The following is a 16,995-nucleotide window of genomic DNA, read 5'->3' on the forward strand; positions in this document are numbered from 1 at the left end:
GTTTCTTTGACTCTTGCCCGTCGCGGGCCTCAGGGACCGCGTCATGGCGTCCTTTGTCGGGCGCCGATTCTGACCGATTGCCATGGGCGCGCTTGAAGGCGCCGTGGTGCTCGGCCAAAGCACATCGAACGTTTGCATGACCCGTTTCGACGACATCCGCCTGCTGCGCATCAACTATTTGCGCGGCCCGAACCTCTGGACCTACCGTCCGGTGCTCGAAGTCTGGCTCGACCTGGGCCAGCTCGAAGACTACCCCTCCAACAAGATCGACGGGTTTACCGACCGCCTGACGACCCTGCTGCCGGCGCTCATCGAGCACCACTGCGGCGTGGGCGAGCGCGGCGGCTTCATCCAGCGTCTGACCGAAGGCACCTGGTCGGGCCACGTGCTCGAACACGTGGTGATCGAATTGCTGAACCTGGCCGGCATGCCGACCGGTTTCGGCCAGACCCGCAGCACCTCGGAGCACGGCGTCTATCGCATGGTGTTCCGCGCGCGCGACGAGCAGGTGGCCCGGGTGGCGCTGGCCGAGGGCCATCGCCTGCTGATGGCCGCCATCAACAACGACCCGTTCACCGCCGCCGATGTGCAAAAGGCCGTCGATGCGGTCAAGGCCAAGGTCGAAGATTGCTACCTGGGCCCGAGCACCGCGGCCATCGTCTCGGCAGCCACCGACCGCGGCATTCCGCACATGCGGCTGAACAGCGGCAACCTGGTGCAATTGGGCTACGGTGCCAACCAGCAGCGCATCTGGACCGCCGAGACCGACTACACCAGCGCCATCGGCGAATCCATTGCCAGCGACAAGGAGCTGACCAAGTCTCTGCTCGCCAGCTGCGGCGTGCCGGTGCCCGAAGGCCAGGTGGTGGCCAGCGCCGAAGAAGCGTGGGAAGCTGCCGAGGACATCGGCCTTCCCGTGGTCGTGAAGCCATCGGACGCCAACCACGGCCGCGGCGTGTCGCTCGAACTCACCACGCGCGAAGAAGTCATGGCCGCCTATGCGGTGGCCGAGCCCGAAGGCAGCGACGTGATGGTCGAGCGCTTCATTCGCGGACACGAACACCGCCTGCTGGTGGTGGGCGGCGAAGTGGTGGCGGCCGCGCGCGGCGAGATCATCACCGTGACAGGCGACGGCAAGAGCACCGTGGCCGAACTCATCGAAAAGCAGCTCAACAGCGATCCGCGCCGCGGCGCCGAAGAGGAATATCCGCTCGACCTGATCGTGCTGGCGACCGACGCCAAGCTGCAGCTGGAGCTCAAGCGCCAGGAGCTCGACGGTGCTTCCGTGCCGGCCGCCGGCCGCGTGGTCACGATCCAGCGCAACGGCAACATGGCCAATGACTGCACGGACCAGGTGCACCCTGAAGTGGCGCATGCCGCCGTGCTGGCCGCGCGCGTGGTCGGCCTCGACATTGCAGGCATCGATCTCGTGGCGCAAGACATTGGCAAGCCGCTCGGCCCGCAGCGCGGCGCCATCGTCGAAGTGAATGCCGGCCCCGGCCTCCTGATGCACCTGAAGCCGGCTGTCGGCTCGCCGCGCCCGGTGGGCCGCGCCATTTGCGACCATCTGTTCCCCAACGACGCACCTGGCCGTATTCCGGTGGTGGGCGTTGCGGGCTCCCAAGGCACCGCCGTGCTTGCGCGGCTGGTCGCCTGGGTCATCAACCTTGGCGGGCGCCACACCGGCCTTGCCTGCCGCGACGGCCTGTTCCTGGAGCGCCGCCGCGTCGATGCACGCGACAGCGCCAACTGGGACGCCGGCCACCGCCTGCTCGTGAACCGCGCGGTGGAAGCCGTGGTCATCGAGAACGGCGCCGAAACGATTCTGCGCGATGGCCTTGCCTACGACCGCTGTGAAGTCGGCATCGTGACCGACCTGGAAGGCGTCGAGGCGCTGGCCGACTACGACATCACCGAAAGCGACCAGATGGTCAAGGTGCTGCGCACGCAGGTCGACGTGGTGCTTGCCGAGGGCACGGCCGTGCTCAATGCGGGCGATCCGCGCGTGGCGGGCCTGGCGCCGCTGTGCGACGGTTCCGTCATTCTGTATGCCGCCGATCCGCAGGCCCCCGCGCTCACCGCGCACCAGGCCGCGGGCGGCAAGGCCGTGCTGGTGCGGCAAGACCGCGTGGTGCTGGCCAACGGCAGCAGCGAATCGTTCCTGCCCGGCCTTGGCCGCCTGACCGTCTGGCGTGCAACGCACGCGGGCGTCGGCCTGGAGAGCGTGCTGGCCGCAGTGGCCGCAGCCTGGGCGCTGGGCATTCCGCTGAACCTCATCGGTGCCGGTGTCGAGGCTTTCGAAGCCGACCTGCAGGCGGCGCTGGCTTCGCTGCAGCTTTCGCAGACGCAGCCGCTTTCGTCCCAACCCCAACTTGCCTGATGCGCGTCGCCCCATGAAAGTCACCCGTATCCGCGCCTTGCGCGGTCCCAATCTCTGGAGCCGCCACACCGCCGTCGAAGCCGTCGTTGCTTGCGAAGGCGATGAAAACGCCATCAGCCGCCTGGCCGGTTTCGAAGCCCGCCTGCGTGCACGCTTTCCCACCATCGGCGAACTGCACCCGATGGTGCTGGGCCAGCCGCTGGCGCTGGCGCATGTGCTCGAGAACGCCGCCGTCGCATTGCAGGCCCAGGCCGGCTGCGCGGTCAACTTCGGCCACACCTCCCCCACCGTCGAAGATGGTGTCTACCAAGTCACCGTGCAGTACAGCGAAGAAGCCGTCGGCCGCCGCGCACTCGCATTGGCCGAAGAGTTGATTGCAGCCGCGCTGGACGACACGCCCTTCGATGCCAACGCTGCCATTACCGAACTGCGCGACCTCGACGAATCGGAGCGCCTTGGCCCGAGCACCGGCTCCATCGTCGATGCAGCCGTGGCGCGCGGCATTCCGTACCGCCGTCTCACCAGCGGCAGCCTGGTCCAGTTTGGCTGGGGCTCCAAGCAGCGCCGCATCCAGGCGGCCGAGATCGACAGCACCAGCGGCGTGGCCGAATCGATTGCGCAGGACAAGGAACTCACCAAGCAACTGCTCAATGCCGCCGGCGTGCCCGTGCCGCTGGGCCGGCCCGTGGCCGATGCCGAAGACGGCTGGGCCGCGGCCATGGAAATCGGCCTGCCCGTGGTCGTCAAACCGCAGGACGGCAACCAGGGCAAGGGCGTTACCGTCAACATCACGACGCGCGAGCAACTCACGGCGGCCTATGAATCGGCTGCGGCCTACGGCGAAGTCATGGTCGAGAAATTTCTACCGGGCTTCGACTTCCGCCTGCTGGTGGTGGGCGACCGCCTGGTGGCGGCCGCGCGGCGCGATCCGCCGAACGTGATCGGCGATGGAAGCTCCACCGTGCGCCAGCTGGTGGACACCGTCAACCTCGACCCGCGCCGCGGCGAGGGCCACGCCACGTCGCTCACCAAGATCCGTCTCGACGACATCGCCATCGGCCGGCTCGAAGCCCAGGGCCTCACGCCCGAGAGCGTGCCGGAGCGCGGCCAGCGCGTGGTGCTGCGCAACAACGCCAACCTTTCCACCGGCGGCACCGCCACCGACGTGACCGACACCGTGCACCCCGAAGTGGCCGCGCGCGCCGTCGATGCGGCGCAGATGGTCGGCCTGCACATCTGCGGCGTCGACATGGTCTGCGAGAACGTGCTGCGTCCGCTCGAAGAGCAGCACGGCGGCGTGGTCGAAGTGAACGCCGCGCCTGGCCTGCGCATGCACATCTCGCCTTCGTTCGGCCGCGGCCGCGCGGTGGGCGAGGCCATTGTGGACACGCTCTTCGCCCCCGGCGACGACGGCCGCATTCCGGTAGTGGCCGTTACCGGCACCAACGGCAAGACCACCACGGCGCGCCTCATCAACCACCTGCTCGCATCGAGCGGCCTGCGCACCGGCATGACCAACACCGACGGCGTGTACGTCGACGGCCGCCAGACCGACAGCGGCGACTGCAGCGGCCCCAAGAGCGCGCGCAATGTGCTCATGCACCCCGACGTGGATGCGGCCGTGTTCGAAGTGGCGCGCGGCGGCGTGCTGCGCGAAGGCCTCGGCTTCGACCGCTGCCAGGTGGCCGTGGTCACCAACATCGGCAGCGGCGACCACCTGGGCCTCAACTACATCACCACCGTTGAAGACCTGGCGGTGCTCAAGCGCGTGATCGTCCGCAACGTTGCGCCCGACGGCTATGCCGTGCTCAACGCCGCCGATCCCAATGTGGCCGCCATGGCAGCCGGCTGCCCCGGCCACGTGATCTTCTTTACCGCCGACCGGCAGCACCCGGTCATGGCCACGCACCGCGCGCAGGGCAAGCGCACCGTGTACGTCGACCAGGACACGCTGGTTGCCGCCGAAGGCTCGTGGCGCGAGCGCATTGCGCTGCGCGACGTGCCGATCACGCGCAACGGCACCATCGGATTCCAGGTCGACAACGTGATGGCCTCGGTGGCCGCGGCATGGGCCGTGGGCCTTGACTGGGACACCATTCGCAGCGGCCTCGCAAGCTTCATGAACGACGCCGCCGGCGTGCCGGGACGCTTCAACGTCATGGACTACCGCGGCGCTACGGTGATTGCCGACTACGGCCACAACACCGACGCCATGCGCGCGCTGGTGTCGGCCGTGGACACCATGCCGGCCAACAAGCGCTCGGTGGTGATCAGCGGCGCGGGCGACCGGCGCGACTCCGACATCCGCGACCAGACAGCCATTCTTGGCCAGGCCTTCGACGACGTCATCCTCTACCAGGACGCAGCCCAGCGCGGCCGTGCCGACGGCGAGGTCATGGCGCTGCTGCGCCAGGGCCTGCAGGGCGCGGCACGCACGCGCTACATCGATGAGATCCGCGGAGAATTCGTCGCCATCGATACGGCGCTCGCGCGCCTGCAACCGGGCGACCTGTCGCTGATCCTGGTCGACCAGGTCGAAGAAGCGCTCGCACACCTGGCGCAGCGCATCGCAGCGGGCTGATCCCGCCGGGTGCCGGACACGTCCCACACGCATCGGCGAGTCTGGCCGGGGCTGCTGTCTCTGCAGTCCCACACCCCTTAGGGGCCGGCCGGACCACACTGTTGCTCCGGTCGCGCTTTCGGAGGGCGCGCCTCAACCAGGAGCACCCGATGACAACAACAGTTCGTTCCACCCTTTGTGCTGCCGCGCTTTTTGCAGCAAGCGGCTTTTTCATATCTGCCCCGGCGCTGGCCCAGGCGCCTGGTTCCGCGGAACGCGCGCAGCAAGAGCGCGCCGTGTGCGACGGTGTCCAGCAAGACCGCGCCGCATGCCTTCGCGAAGCCGGCGCTGCCCGGCAAGAAGCAAACCGCAACGGACTCACCAACGTAGGCCCCGGCCGTGCCGATGCCAATGCCATGGCGCGCTGCCGCGAACAGCCGGCTGCCGACCGCGCCGATTGCGAAGCCCGCCTGCAGGGCGGCGCACGCACCACCACCGAAGGCAGCGTGATGGGTGGCGGCGTGATCCGGGAAACGGTGACACCGCTGCCGCCCCAACCTGCCGCGCCTTCGCGCTGAGCAGTAAACCCACGCGTGGAACCCGACTTGAAGCCGCCGATCGAATAGTTTTCAGCTTTGGTTTCACGCCACTTAGAGGAGCACACCATGAACAGCACTACACGTTCGATGATTGCCGCCCTGATTGCCGTGGGCGGTATTGCCGCGGCCACATCGGCCGCGGCGCAGCCGCGCCGCGGCGATTCCACCTACCAGCAAGAAATTGCGGTCTGCGGGCACAACCAGCAAGACCGTGCCGCCTGCATTCGCGAAGCCGGCGCCGCGCGCCAGGAAGCCGCTCGAGGCGGCCTGACCAGCGCGCCTGACTACCAGCGCAATGCGCTCGCGCGCTGCGGGCTCCAGCCGCCGGCCGATCGTGCGGACTGCGAAGCACGGGTGCTCGGCGGCAGCGGCAGCACCCGCGGCGCCGTGGACGGCAGCGTGATGGGCGGTGGCGTGATTCGCGAGTCGGTCACCACCGTCGTCATGCCGGCTCCGGCCGTGATGCCGGCGCCCGCTGTGATGCCGGCCCCGGTGCCCGCGCCTTCACGCGTTCCGGCACCGGCCATCGCGCCGATGGCACCGATGGCGCCAATGCAGCCCATGCCGGCACCACTGCCTGCACGATGAAGCACTGCTGGTAGCCCTGCGGCCCCATCGCTTCTTCAATGCGGCGGCGGGGCTGCAGCAGGAGGCACGCATACCGCGATGCCCCCGCTTGTCACGGTACTGTCATAAATCAGGGCGGCCTGCTAGCTATAGTTCTCGGTCTCTGCCTACCGAGGAAACCTTTCCCATGAATGCCATCAAGGTCGCTCGCCGATTCATAGAAACGGACCCGGCCAACGAATCGGCCAAGATCCTGGCCCAGCTCGTGTTGGCGCTCGAATCCGAACGCAGTTTCGAGCTGGTCACGCTATACAGCCTCGACTACAAGAGCTTCGAGCTCGCCATGGACATCCTGAAGGAGTGGCGGCTCGACCGCTACTACGCGAGCAAGTCGAAGCTGTTCGACCTTTCGCTTCAAGTGAGCGAGCTGGAGAAGAGCTGAGCGCCCTTCTCTTTCACTTCTTTTTTCTCTTCAGCGCGCCCAGCGCAGCACCAGCGGATCGAGCCGTTTCGCGGTTTCGATCAGTCCTGCGCGCGTGTCCGGGTGCATTGCCGGCAACGGATGCCGCGGCGCCTCGCAGGCAATCACGCCGCCTTCCTTCATGAGCGACTTGCAGGCCAGGAGGCCAGCCTGCCGGTTCTCGTAGTTGATGAGCGGCAGCCACTGCTGATAGAGCGCAAATGCCTTGTCGCGGTCACCTGCGCGGTGCGCCTCGATGATCGGGCGAATGCCGTCAGGGTAGCCGCCGCCGGTCATCGAGCCGGTGGCGCCGGCATCGAGGTCGGGCATCAGCGTGATGGCTTCCTCGCCATCCCATGGGCCTTCGATGGCATCGCCGCCGAGGCGGATCAGCTCTCGCAGCTTCGATGCCGCGCCGGGTGTCTCGATCTTGAAATAGGCGACGTTTTCGATCTCCTTGGCCATGCGCGCGAGGAACGGCGCCGACAGCACCGTGCCGCTCGCCGGTGCGTCCTGGATCATGATCGGAATGCTCACGGCGTCCGACAGGCCGGCGTAGAACTCGAAGATCTGCGGCTCGGGCACGCGGAACGTGGCGCCGTGGTAAGGCGGCATCACCATCAGCATGGCCGCACCCATGTCTTGCGCACGACGGCTGCGCTCGGCGCACACCTTGGTGCTGTAGTGCGTGGTGGTCACGATCACCGGCACACGGCCCTTCACGTGCTCGAGCATCGTGCGCGTGAGCACCTCGCGCTCTTCGTCCGACAGCACGAACTGCTCTGAAAAGTTGGCCAGGATGCACAGGCCGTCAGAGCCCGCATCGATCATGAAATCGACGCATCGCTTCTGGCTCTCGAGGTCGAGCGCGCCCTGCTCTGTAAAGGTGGTTGGCACCACCGGAAAGATGCCGCGGTATCTGGGAGTCATGATGGATCAGTGTGAGTGACGGGGAACGGCGGAGCCTCTGCAGCCCACCAGAAAGTCGAAGTCGCAGCCTTCATCGGCCTGCAGCACGTGGTTGACGTAGAGCTTCTGGTAGCCGCCGCCGCGCGTGCTCATGGGCTGTGCGTCGTTGCTCGAAAGCAACGCCAGGCGCGCCGCCAGCTCTTCGTCGCTGATGTCCAGGTGCAGCCGGCCTGCGTCGCAATCGAGCTCGATCCAGTCGCCGTCGCGCACCGCCGCAAGCGGCCCGCCATCGGCCGCCTCGGGTGCCACGTGCAGCACCACGGTGCCATAGGCCGTGCCGCTCATGCGCGCGTCAGAAATGCGCACCATGTCTTTCACGCCCTGGCGCAGCAGCTTGGGCGGCAGGCCCATGTTGCCCACTTCGGCCATGCCGGGATAGCCCTTGGGGCCGCAGTTCTTCATCACCATTACGGAGCTGGCGTCGATCTCGAGGTTTTCATCGACGATGCGTTCCTTGTAGTGCTCGAGGTTCTCGAACACCACGGCGCGGCCGCGATGCTTCAGCAACTCTGGCGACGCTGCGGACGGCTTGAGCACCGCGCCGCGCGGCGACAGGTTGCCGCGCAAGATGCGAATGCCGCCGTCGGCAATCAGCGGCTTTTCCAGCGGCCGGATCACCTCGTCATCGAGGCTCGGCGCCTCGCGCACGTTGTCCCAGATCGACTGGCCGTTGACGGTGAGCGCGCCGGGATGCGGCAGCAGGCCGGCTTCGCCAAGGCGCCGCAGCACCGCGGGCAAGCCGCCTGCGTAGTAGAACTCTTCCATCAGGAAACGGCCCGACGGCATCAGGTCGACGATGGTGGGCGTGTTGCTGCCGATGCGCGTCCAGTCTTCCAGTTCAAGGTCGACGCCGATGCGCCCGGCAATGGCCTTCAGGTGAATCACCGCATTGGTCGAACCGCCGATGGCCGCATTGACGCGAATGGCATTCTCGAAAGCCTCGCGCGTGAGAATCTTCGAGAGCGTGAGCCCCTCTTTCGCCATTTCAACCGCGCGCATACCCGACATCTGCGCGAGCACATAACGCCGCGCATCCACCGCCGGAATGGCCGCGTTGTGCGGCAGCGAAGTGCCCAGCGCTTCGGCCATGCAGGCCATGGTCGAGGCGGTGCCCATGGTGTTGCAGGTGCCCGCCGAGCGCGACATGCCGCCTTCGGCCGAAAGGAACTGGTGCAGGTTGATCTCTCCGGCCTTCAGCGACTCGTGCAGTTGCCACACCGCCGTGCCCGAGCCGATATTCTTGCCTTCGAGCTTGCCGTTGAGCATGGGCCCGCCGGTAACGACGATGGCGGGAATGTCGCAGCTTGCCGCACCCATCAGCAACGCGGGCGTGGTCTTGTCGCAGCCTGTGAGCAGCACCACCGCATCGACCGGGTTGCCGCGAATGGCCTCTTCCACGTCCATGCTCGCAAGGTTGCGCGTGAGCATGGCGGTGGGCCGCAGGTTCGATTCGCCATTGGAGAACACCGGGAACTCGACCGGAAAACCGCCCGCCTCCGAGATGCCGCGCTTCACATGCTCGGCAATCTTGCGAAAGTGCGCGTTGCACGGCGTGAGCTCCGACCATGTGTTGCAGATGCCGATGATCGGCCGGCCATCGAACTCATGGTCCGGTATGCCCTGGTTCTTCATCCAGCTGCGGTACATGAAGCCGTTCTTGTCGGCCGAGCCGAACCATTCGGTCGAGCGAAGCTTCTTCTTGGGAGTTTGGTCCGGCATGCGGAAATTTCCTGAAAGCGAGAGAAAGATGAGAGAAGAACGCGTCAGCGCCGTGGCGCACGCGAAGTGAAGAAGCGCTGCAGCAGGCAGAACACGAAGAGCAGCGCACCCACCACGATGCGCGTCCACCACGAGCTCAGCGTGCCGTCGAACGAAATCAGCGTCTGGATGATCCCGAGCATCAGCACGCCGAAGAGCGTGCCCGCCACATAGCCCACGCCGCCCGTGAGCAGCGTGCCGCCGATGACCACGGCCGCAATCGCGTCGAGCTCCAGCCCCAGCGCGTGCAGGCCGTAGCCTGAGAGCATGTAGAAGGTGAAGATCACGCCCGCCAGCGCCGAGCAGAAGCCGGACAGCGTGTACACGCCAATGAGCGTGGAGCGCACCGGCAGCCCCATCAGCATGGCCGACTGCTCGCTGCCGCCAATGGCGTAAACCGCGCGCCCGAAGGGCGTGCAGTGCGCAATGAACACCGCCGCCAGCAGCACGGCAATGGCGATCACCGCGCTGATCGAAAGCGACGCCTCGCCCCAGACCGGAATGCGGATCTGCGAAACCTGCGAATAGAACTCGTTGATGATGCTGATCGAATCGATGCTGATCAGGTAGCAAAGCCCGCGCGCCAGGAACATGCCCGCCAGCGTGACGATGAATGGCTGCAGCCTGAAGCGCTCGATGAGCAACCCCATGAACGCGCCGAAGGCCGTGCCCATGGCCAGTACCAGCGGAATGACCACCGCGGGGCTCCAGCCGTGCTTCTCGACCAGCGAGGCCGACACCATCGTGGTGAGCGCAATCACCGAACCCACCGAGAGGTCGATGCCGCCCGAAAGAATCACGAAGGTCATGCCCACGGCCACGACGATCAGGAAGGCGTTGTCGATCAGCAGGTTAAGGAACACCTGCGCCGCAAAGAAGCCGTCGTAGAACACCGAGCCCAGCGTTGCCATCAGCATGAACAGCGAAATGGTCGCGGCCAACGGAAAGTACTTCGGGTTGAGCCCCGCCTTGCCCCCTCTCCCGTGAGCGGGAGAGGGTTGGGGTGAGGGTGCAGTTTCAATCACCGCGCTCATGCCCGTTCCCCTTCATGCACAGGCCGCTGCACCAGCGACCGCACTTCCGCCCTGAACTCCGGCGACTGCAGCAGCATTACCGCGAACACGACCACGGCTTTCACGACGAGGTTGATTTCCGGCGGTACGCCGAGCGAATAGATGGCATAGGTCAGCGTCTGGATGATCAACGCCCCGATCACGCTGCCCATGAGGCTGAAGCGCCCGCCGGTGAGCGCCGTGCCACCCAGCGTCACGGCCAGGATCGCGTCGAGCTCCAGCAGCTGGCCCGCGTTGTTGCCGTCCGCGCTCTTGACGTTGGAGCTGATCAAGAGCCCCGCGATGCCCGCGCACACCCCGCAGAACGCGTAGGCGCCGACGATGAGCCGCCGCGCCTGCACGCCGGCTACGCGAGCCGCCGTCGGGTTGATACCCACCGCCTGGATGAACAGGCCGAGCGCCGTGCGCGTGATAGCCAGGTACAGCAGCACGAACACCGCCGCCACGATGAACAGCGAGAACGGCAGGCCCAGCAGATAGCCGCTGCCAAGGAAGAAAAACGGCTTGTAGTAGATGGTGATGATCTGGCCGTCGGCAATCAGCTGCGCAATGCCGCGCCCCGCCACCATGAGGATCAGCGTCGCGATGATCGGCTGCATGTCGACCTTGGCCACCAGCAGGCCGTTCCACAGGCCGCACAGCAAGGCGACGCCAAGGGCAGCCAGGATGGCCAGCCACATCGGAAAGCGGCTCACGTCGCTTGCCACAGAGCCGCCGATCATCCAGGCCGCCACGGCTGCGGCAATGGCCACCACTGCGCCCACCGAAATATCGATGCCGCGCGTGGCAATGACGAGCGTCATGCCCAGCGACACCAGCACCAGCGGCGCCGCGCGATTCACGATGTCGATCAGGCTGCCATAGAGATGGCCGTCGCGCCACTCGAGGTGCAGGAAGCTGGCGTTGAAGGCCGTGTTCACTGCAAGCAGGAGCACCAGCGTGACGATGGGCCAAGCCAAGCGGTGGCGCATCAAGGAAGAGAAGCGCGTCATATGTTCTGCCTTGCTCCTTCCCCTTCCGGGGGAAGGTTGGGATGGGGGCAGACGGCGCGCGCAAGGCAGCAGCTCTCCATCGAAGGCCGCTGTGCCCCCACCCCTGCCCTCCCCCGGAAGGGGAGGGAGAAAAACAAAGAGCGCGTCATGCGGCTGCAATCATTTCGTAGACCTCGTCCTCGGTCGAACCGCCCGGCAGTTCGCCCACCTTCTTGCGGTCGCGCAGCACCACGATGCGGTGCGCCACGCGCACCACCTCGCTGATCTCTGAAGAGATGAAGATCACCGCCATGCCCGCGCGCGCAAGCCGAAGAATCTCTTCCATGATTTCCTGCTTGGCCGCCACGTCGATGCCGCGCGTGGGCTCGTCGAGAATCAGCAGGCGCGGCTCCGTTGCGAGCCAGCGCGCGATCATGGCCTTCTGCTGGTTGCCTCCGGAGAGCAGGCCGATGGGAGTTTCCACACTCGCGGTCTTGATGCCCAACGAGGCGACAAAACGCTCCGCCATCGCGGTCTGCTCAGCATGGGGCAGATAGCGCCGCGTGCCGAGCCGCGCCTGCAGCGCCAGCGCGATGTTCTCGCGCACCGACAGCTCGGCCACGATGCCATCGGTCTTGCGCTCTTCGGGGCACAGCGCCAGCCCTTCGCGAACAGCGTCCGCAGGGTTGGAAAAACTGACCGAACGGCCGTCGATCTTCAGCACACCGCGGTCGGGCGTTTCGAGGCCGAACAGCAGGCGTGCGAGCTCGGTGCGGCCAGCGCCCAGCAACCCCGCAATGCCGACCACCTCACCAGCTCGCACGCGCAAATCCGTTGCCTGCAGTTGACCGGCCTGCCCGAGGCCTTCAGCCTGCAGCAGGGCCGGCGCCGCTTCGTCGAAAACCGGCAGCGCTGCGGGCCGCGCCGACTGCGCAGCGAGCTCCCGCCCCAGCATTGCGGCAATCAGCGCCTGCGGTCCCAGATCGGCAGCGCGCCACTCGCCTACCCAGCTGCCGTTGCGCAGCACCGTGATGCGGTCTGACACCGCATACATCTGGTTGAGAAAGTGCGTCACAAAGACGATGGCGAGCCCTTCGCCGCGAAGGCGCCGCAGCACCTCGAACAGCTTCTCCACCTCGTCGTCGTCCAGGCTCGAAGTTGGCTCGTCGAGAATCAGCACCTTCGACGACACACCGAGCGCGCGCGCAATGGCTACCAGTTGCTGCACCGCCACCGAGTAGCTCGACAACAGCCGCGTCACATCGATATCGAGCCCGATGCGCGCCAGCAGCTCGGCGGCACGCCGGTTGACCGCAGCCCAGTCGATGCGAAAGCCCTGCGCCGCGCCGCAACGCGGATAGCGGCCCGCGAACACATTCTCAGCCACCGAGAGGTTCGGGCACAGGTTCACTTCCTGGTAGACCGTGCTGATGCCCAGCTTCTGCGCGTCGAGCGGCGAAGCGGGGTGAATGGCTTGGCCGTCCAGGCGTATCTCCCCGGCGCTCGAAGGCAGCACGCCCGTCAACACCTTGATCAGTGTCGACTTTCCTGCGCCGTTCTGGCCCATCAGCGCATGGATCTCGCCCGGGTAGAGCCGCAGCTGCACATCGCGCAGCACCGGAATGTCGCCGAACTGCTTGTGAATGCCCCGAAGTTCGAGCACGGGTGAAATGCTGCTGCCCGTCATGCGCTTACTTGTTCTTGTTGTAGACGTCGATGAACACCGCGGCCAGCAGCACCAGGCCCTTGATCACCTGCTGGTAGTCGATACCGATGCCCAAGATCGACATGCCGTTGTTCATCACGCCCATGATGAACGCGCCGATCACCGCGCCCATCACGCGGCCCACGCCGCCCGATGCAGAGGCCCCGCCGATGAAGCAGGCCGCGATCACGTCAAGCTCGAAACCCAGGCCGGCCTTGGGCGTGGCCGTGTTGAGCCGCGCCGCAAACACCAGGCCTGCAAGCGCGGCCAGTGCGCCCATGTTCACGAAGGTGAGGAATGCCAGCCGCTGCGTCTTGACGCCCGACAGCCGTGCAGCCTTCTCGTTGCCGCCCAGCGCGTAGATGCGCCGCCCGATGGTCGTGCGGTTGGTGACGAAGTCGTACACCACGATCAGCACCGCCATCACGATCAGCACGTTGGGCAGGCCCTTGTAGGTCGAGAGCAGGTAGCTGAAGAACAGGATGATGGCCGCGAAGAACAAGTTCTTCACCAGGAAGAACACATAAGGCTCCGTATCCATGCCATGCGCCGCAAGCTTGGCCCGGCCGCGCAGCTTGAAGAACACCAGCGCCGCGGCGGCCAGCGCGCCCACCACCAGCGACGTGGTGCGCAAGGTGTCGCCGCCCAGCGGATCGGGAATGAAGCCCGAACTCAGCCGCTGGAACTCGACCGGAAACGGCCCGACCGATTGCCCCGCCAGCAGCGCCAGCGTGAGCCCCTTGAACACCAGCATGCCCGCGAGCGTGACGATGAACGACGGAATCTTGCGGAATGCGACGAACCAGCCCTGCGCCGCGCCGATGACCGCGCCCGCGGCAATGCTGATGAGGGCCGTGGGCACGAAGTGCCATTCGTATTCGACCATCAGCACCGCCGCCAGCGCGCCGATGAAGCCGCAGACCGAACCCACCGAAAGGTCGATGTGTCCCGCCACGATCACCAGCAGCATGCCCAGCGCCATGATGACGACGTAGCTGTTCTGCAGCAGCAGGTTGGTCAGGTTGAGCGGCCGCAGCAGCGTGCCGTCGGTCAGCACCTGGAACAGCACCATGATCGCGACCAGCGAGATCAGCATGCCGTACTCGCGCAGGTTGTTCTTCAGGAAGCCGGCGTGCAGCTTCGGGGCAGCCTCTGCCACTGGGACGGCGGCATTCACCGCGTTGGCTTCAGGCTGCGACATGGACTGAACTCCCCGCGCTCACGATGGCGTGCATGATGCGTTCCTGCGAAGCCTCGGCCGCCGTAAATTCGGCCACGAAGCGGCCCTCGTTCATCACATAGATGCGGTCGCACATACCTAGCAGTTCCGGCAGTTCGGAAGAAATCATGAGAATGCCTTTGCCCTCGCTCGCGAGCTGGTCGATGATGGTGTAGATCTCATATTTGGCGCCGACGTCGATACCGCGCGTGGGCTCGTCGAGAATCAAGAGTTCGGGTTTGGTAAAGAGCCACTTGCTGAGCACCACCTTTTGCTGGTTGCCGCCCGACAGGTTGACCACCAGCTGCTCCACGCCCGATGACCGGATGTTGAGCGCCTTGCGGTAGTCGCTGGCCACCTTGAATTCGCGCGCGTCGTCGATCACCATAGAACTCGACACCGCCTCCAGGTTGGCCAGGCTCACGTTCTTCTGGATGTTTTCTTCCAGCACCAGCCCCAGGCCCTTGCGGTCTTCGGTGACATAGGCAATGCCCTGGTCGATGGCCTTGCGCACCGTGCCTACGTCCACAGGCTTGCCGTGCATCAGCACCGTGCCGCTGATACGCTGGCCGTAGGACTTGCCGAACACGCTCATCGCAAGTTCGGTGCGCCCCGCGCCCATCAGGCCCGCAATGCCGACGATCTCGCCCTGGCGCACATGCAGGTTCACACCCTTGATCTGCTCGCGATCGGCATGCAGCGCGTGGTGCACGCGCCAGTCGCGCACTTCGAACACGGTGTCGCCGATCTTCGGATGGCGCTGCGGGTAGCGGTGCGCCATGTCGCGGCCGACCATGCCGCGAATGATGCGGTCTTCGCTGATCGGCTGGTTGCGGCAATCCATCGTCTCGACCGTAGCGCCGTCGCGCAGCACGGTGATCGAGTCGGCCACCTTGGCAATCTCGTTGAGCTTGTGCGAGATGAGAATCGACGCGATGCCCTGGCGCTTGAGCTCGAGCAGAAGCATCAGCAATGCGTCGCTGTCGTTCTCGTTCAGGCTGGCCGTGGGCTCGTCCAGAATCAGCAGCTTGACCTCTTTGGCCAGCGCTTTGGCAATTTCAACCAGCTGCTGCTTGCCGACGCCAAGATCGGTAACCAGCGTGGTGGGGGGTTCTTTCAGGCCCACCTTGGCGAGCAGCTCGCGCGTCCTTGCATAGGCGGCAAACCAGTCGATCACGCCGCCGTGCGCAATTTCGTTGCCGAGAAAAATGTTCTCGGCAATGGACAGGAGCGGCACCAGCGCCAGCTCCTGGTGGATGATGATGATGCCGAGCTTCTCGCTGTCGGCAATGCCCTTGAATCGGCGGAGCTCCCCCTCGAAGTGGATCTCCCCGGTATACGAGTCGCACGGGTAGACGCCGCTCAGTACCTTCATGAGCGTCGACTTGCCCGCGCCGTTCTCGCCGACCACGGCATGGATCTCGCCCGCGCGCACGGCCAGGTTGACGTTGCTCAGCGCCTTCACGCCGGGAAACGTCTTGGTGATGCCGCGCATCTCGAGGATGCTGCGCGAGTCTGCTTCCATGCCGCTTTTCACTTGACCTGGCTTTCCTTGTAGTAGCCGCTGTCGACCAGCACCTGCTTCCAGTTGCCGCCGTCCACGCTCACAGGCTTGAGCAGGTACGAGGGCACCACCTTCACGCCGTTGTTGTAGGTCTTGGTGTCGTTCACTTCAGGCGTCTTGCCCGAGAGCATGGCGTCGACCATGGCCACCGTTACCTTCGCCAGCTCGCGCGTGTCCTTGAACACGGTCGAGGTCTGTTCCTTGCGCAAGATCGACTTGACCGAAGGAATCTCCGCGTCCTGACCCGAGACGACCGGCATCGGCTGCGAAGCCGAGCCGTAGCCCACGCCCTTGAGCGAAGACAGAATGCCGATCGAAAGGCCGTCGTACGGAGACAGCACCGCATCGACGCGGTCCTTGGTGTAGTAGGCCGACAGCAGGTTGTCCATGCGCGCCTGCGCCACCGCGCCGTCCCAGCGCAGCGTGCCGACCTTTTCCATGCCCATCTGCTTGCTGCGCACCACCAGCTTGCCGCTCTTGATGTACGGCTCGAGCACCGACATGGCGCCGTTGTAGAAGAAGAAGGCGTTGTTGTCGTCCGGCGAGCCGCCGAAGAGCTCGATGTTGAACGGGCCCTTGCCGCTCTTCAGCCCCAGCGCAGCCTCGATGGACTGCGCCTGCAGCACGCCGACCTGGAAGTTGTCGAAGGTGGCGTAGTAGTCGACGTTCTTCGAGCCCTTGATGAGCCGGTCGTACGCAATGACCTTCACACCCTTGTCGGCCGCCTTCTGCAGAACGTCGGACAGCGTGGAGCCGTCGATGGCCGCAATCACCAGCACCTTGGAGCCCTTCGTGACCATGTTCTCGATTTGCGCGAGCTGGTTCGGAATGTCGTCGTCGGCATACTGCAGGTCGGTCTTGTAGCCCTTTTCCTTGAAGTACTTGACCATGTTGGCGCCGTCCGCGATCCAGCGGGCCGACGACTTGGTGGGCATGGAGATGGCGATCGGACCCTTGTCCTGCGCATGCGCGAGCGGCGCGATGCCGGCCATGGCCAATGCGATGCCTGCGAGCGAGGCCTTGAGGAAGTTGCGTTTCATGTTGTGGTCCGTTTTTTAATGGGTACTGTCTTTTCCAGGGGCACCGCGGAACCGGCTTTGCCGGGCCGCTGGTGCCGCCCCCGGTGAGGGGGTTGGCGTAGCGACACGAAGTGCGCGAAGACTGGGGGAG

General features: G+C 65.6%; 13 protein-coding genes. 5 read left to right on the plus strand and 8 right to left on the minus strand.

Annotation, left to right across the window (positions count from 1 at the left end; all coding sequences use genetic code 11):
• Positions 1–136 precede the first annotated feature (136 nt).
• The 5 genes from cphA (QHG62_RS19800) (at position 137) to QHG62_RS19820 (ending at position 6,548) form a co-directional block, all read left to right on the plus strand.
• A complete protein-coding gene (gene cphA, locus QHG62_RS19800) occupies positions 137–2,380 on the plus strand; it encodes a cyanophycin synthetase (RefSeq protein ID WP_432445625.1) in 2,244 nt (747 codons plus the stop codon).
• A 13-nt stretch (positions 2,381–2,393) separates the two neighbouring features.
• Positions 2,394–4,961 carry a cyanophycin synthetase gene (gene cphA / locus QHG62_RS19805; protein ID WP_281147396.1) on the plus strand — a complete coding sequence of 856 codons (2,568 nt, stop codon included), beginning with the start codon at positions 2,394–2,396 and terminating at the stop codon, positions 4,959–4,961.
• Between the two features lie 149 nt (positions 4,962–5,110).
• Positions 5,111–5,518, plus strand: coding sequence for a hypothetical protein (locus QHG62_RS19810; RefSeq protein WP_281147397.1), 408 nt, complete (start codon positions 5,111–5,113; stop codon positions 5,516–5,518).
• Between the two features lie 87 nt (positions 5,519–5,605).
• Positions 5,606–6,127 carry a hypothetical protein gene (locus QHG62_RS19815; RefSeq protein ID WP_281147398.1) on the plus strand — a complete coding sequence of 174 codons (522 nt, stop codon included), beginning with the start codon at positions 5,606–5,608 and terminating at the stop codon, positions 6,125–6,127.
• Positions 6,128–6,293: 166 nt separating this feature from the next.
• Positions 6,294–6,548, plus strand: a complete 255-nt coding sequence (locus QHG62_RS19820; protein WP_012746204.1) for a hypothetical protein — start codon at positions 6,294–6,296, stop codon at positions 6,546–6,548.
• Positions 6,549–6,578: 30 nt separating this feature from the next.
• Here QHG62_RS19820 and QHG62_RS19825 read toward each other — a convergent pair whose 3' ends face one another.
• The 8 genes from QHG62_RS19825 to chvE all read right to left on the minus strand — a co-directional run bounded on the left by QHG62_RS19825 (position 6,579) and on the right by chvE (position 16,865).
• Positions 6,579–7,496 (minus strand): dihydrodipicolinate synthase family protein, encoded by a 918-nt coding sequence (locus QHG62_RS19825; protein WP_281147399.1) that lies wholly within the window; start codon positions 7,494–7,496, stop codon positions 6,579–6,581.
• 6 nt (positions 7,497–7,502) lie between these two features.
• A complete protein-coding gene (locus tag QHG62_RS19830; RefSeq protein WP_281147400.1) occupies positions 7,503–9,254 on the minus strand; it encodes an IlvD/Edd family dehydratase in 1,752 nt (583 codons plus the stop codon).
• Positions 9,255–9,298: 44 nt separating this feature from the next.
• The gene (gene yjfF / locus QHG62_RS19835) at positions 9,299–10,327 is read right to left on the minus strand and encodes a galactofuranose ABC transporter, permease protein YjfF (protein WP_281147401.1); all 1,029 of its coding nucleotides are present in this window, start codon (positions 10,325–10,327) and stop codon (positions 9,299–9,301) included.
• Positions 10,324–11,358 carry an ABC transporter permease gene (locus QHG62_RS19840; protein ID WP_281147402.1) on the minus strand — a complete coding sequence of 345 codons (1,035 nt, stop codon included), beginning with the start codon at positions 11,356–11,358 and terminating at the stop codon, positions 10,324–10,326. Before QHG62_RS19840 ends, yjfF begins: the two co-directional genes overlap by 4 nt.
• A gap of 145 nt (positions 11,359–11,503) precedes the next feature.
• Positions 11,504–13,024, minus strand: a complete 1,521-nt coding sequence (locus QHG62_RS19845; protein WP_281147403.1) for a sugar ABC transporter ATP-binding protein — start codon at positions 13,022–13,024, stop codon at positions 11,504–11,506.
• 4 nt (positions 13,025–13,028) lie between these two features.
• The gene (gene mmsB / locus QHG62_RS19850) at positions 13,029–14,243 is read right to left on the minus strand and encodes a multiple monosaccharide ABC transporter permease (RefSeq protein WP_281147404.1); all 1,215 of its coding nucleotides are present in this window, start codon (positions 14,241–14,243) and stop codon (positions 13,029–13,031) included.
• A complete protein-coding gene (mmsA, locus tag QHG62_RS19855; RefSeq protein ID WP_281147405.1) occupies positions 14,230–15,786 on the minus strand; it encodes a multiple monosaccharide ABC transporter ATP-binding protein in 1,557 nt (518 codons plus the stop codon). Before mmsA ends, mmsB begins: the two co-directional genes overlap by 14 nt.
• 8 nt (positions 15,787–15,794) lie before the next feature.
• Positions 15,795–16,865, minus strand: a complete 1,071-nt coding sequence (gene chvE, locus QHG62_RS19860; RefSeq protein WP_281147406.1) for a multiple monosaccharide ABC transporter substrate-binding protein — start codon at positions 16,863–16,865, stop codon at positions 15,795–15,797.
• Between the last annotated feature and the right edge of the window lie 130 nt (positions 16,866–16,995).

The sequence above is a fragment of the Variovorax paradoxus genome, from assembly GCF_029919115.1.
GTDB classification, from domain to species: Bacteria; Pseudomonadota; Gammaproteobacteria; order Burkholderiales; family Burkholderiaceae_C; genus Variovorax; species Variovorax paradoxus_O.

What these genes read in the sequence shown, in the direction of transcription:
- cphA (WP_432445625.1), top strand. Translation starts at nt 137, where the DNA reads ATGACCCGTTTCGACGACATCCGCCTGCTGCGCATCAACTATTTGCGC.
- cphA (WP_281147396.1), top strand. Translation starts at nt 2,394, where the DNA reads ATGAAAGTCACCCGTATCCGCGCCTTGCGCGGTCCCAATCTCTGGAGC.
- QHG62_RS19810 (WP_281147397.1), top strand. Translation starts at nt 5,111, where the DNA reads ATGACAACAACAGTTCGTTCCACCCTTTGTGCTGCCGCGCTTTTTGCA.
- QHG62_RS19815 (WP_281147398.1), top strand. Translation starts at nt 5,606, where the DNA reads ATGAACAGCACTACACGTTCGATGATTGCCGCCCTGATTGCCGTGGGC.
- QHG62_RS19820 (WP_012746204.1), top strand. Translation starts at nt 6,294, where the DNA reads ATGAATGCCATCAAGGTCGCTCGCCGATTCATAGAAACGGACCCGGCC.
- QHG62_RS19825 (WP_281147399.1), bottom strand. Translation starts at nt 7,496, where the DNA reads ATGACTCCCAGATACCGCGGCATCTTTCCGGTGGTGCCAACCACCTTT.
- QHG62_RS19830 (WP_281147400.1), bottom strand. Translation starts at nt 9,254, where the DNA reads ATGCCGGACCAAACTCCCAAGAAGAAGCTTCGCTCGACCGAATGGTTC.
- yjfF (WP_281147401.1), bottom strand. Translation starts at nt 10,327, where the DNA reads ATGAGCGCGGTGATTGAAACTGCACCCTCACCCCAACCCTCTCCCGCT.
- QHG62_RS19840 (WP_281147402.1), bottom strand. Translation starts at nt 11,358, where the DNA reads ATGACGCGCTTCTCTTCCTTGATGCGCCACCGCTTGGCTTGGCCCATC.
- QHG62_RS19845 (WP_281147403.1), bottom strand. Translation starts at nt 13,024, where the DNA reads ATGACGGGCAGCAGCATTTCACCCGTGCTCGAACTTCGGGGCATTCAC.
- mmsB (WP_281147404.1), bottom strand. Translation starts at nt 14,243, where the DNA reads ATGTCGCAGCCTGAAGCCAACGCGGTGAATGCCGCCGTCCCAGTGGCA.
- mmsA (WP_281147405.1), bottom strand. Translation starts at nt 15,786, where the DNA reads ATGGAAGCAGACTCGCGCAGCATCCTCGAGATGCGCGGCATCACCAAG.
- chvE (WP_281147406.1), bottom strand. Translation starts at nt 16,865, where the DNA reads ATGAAACGCAACTTCCTCAAGGCCTCGCTCGCAGGCATCGCATTGGCC.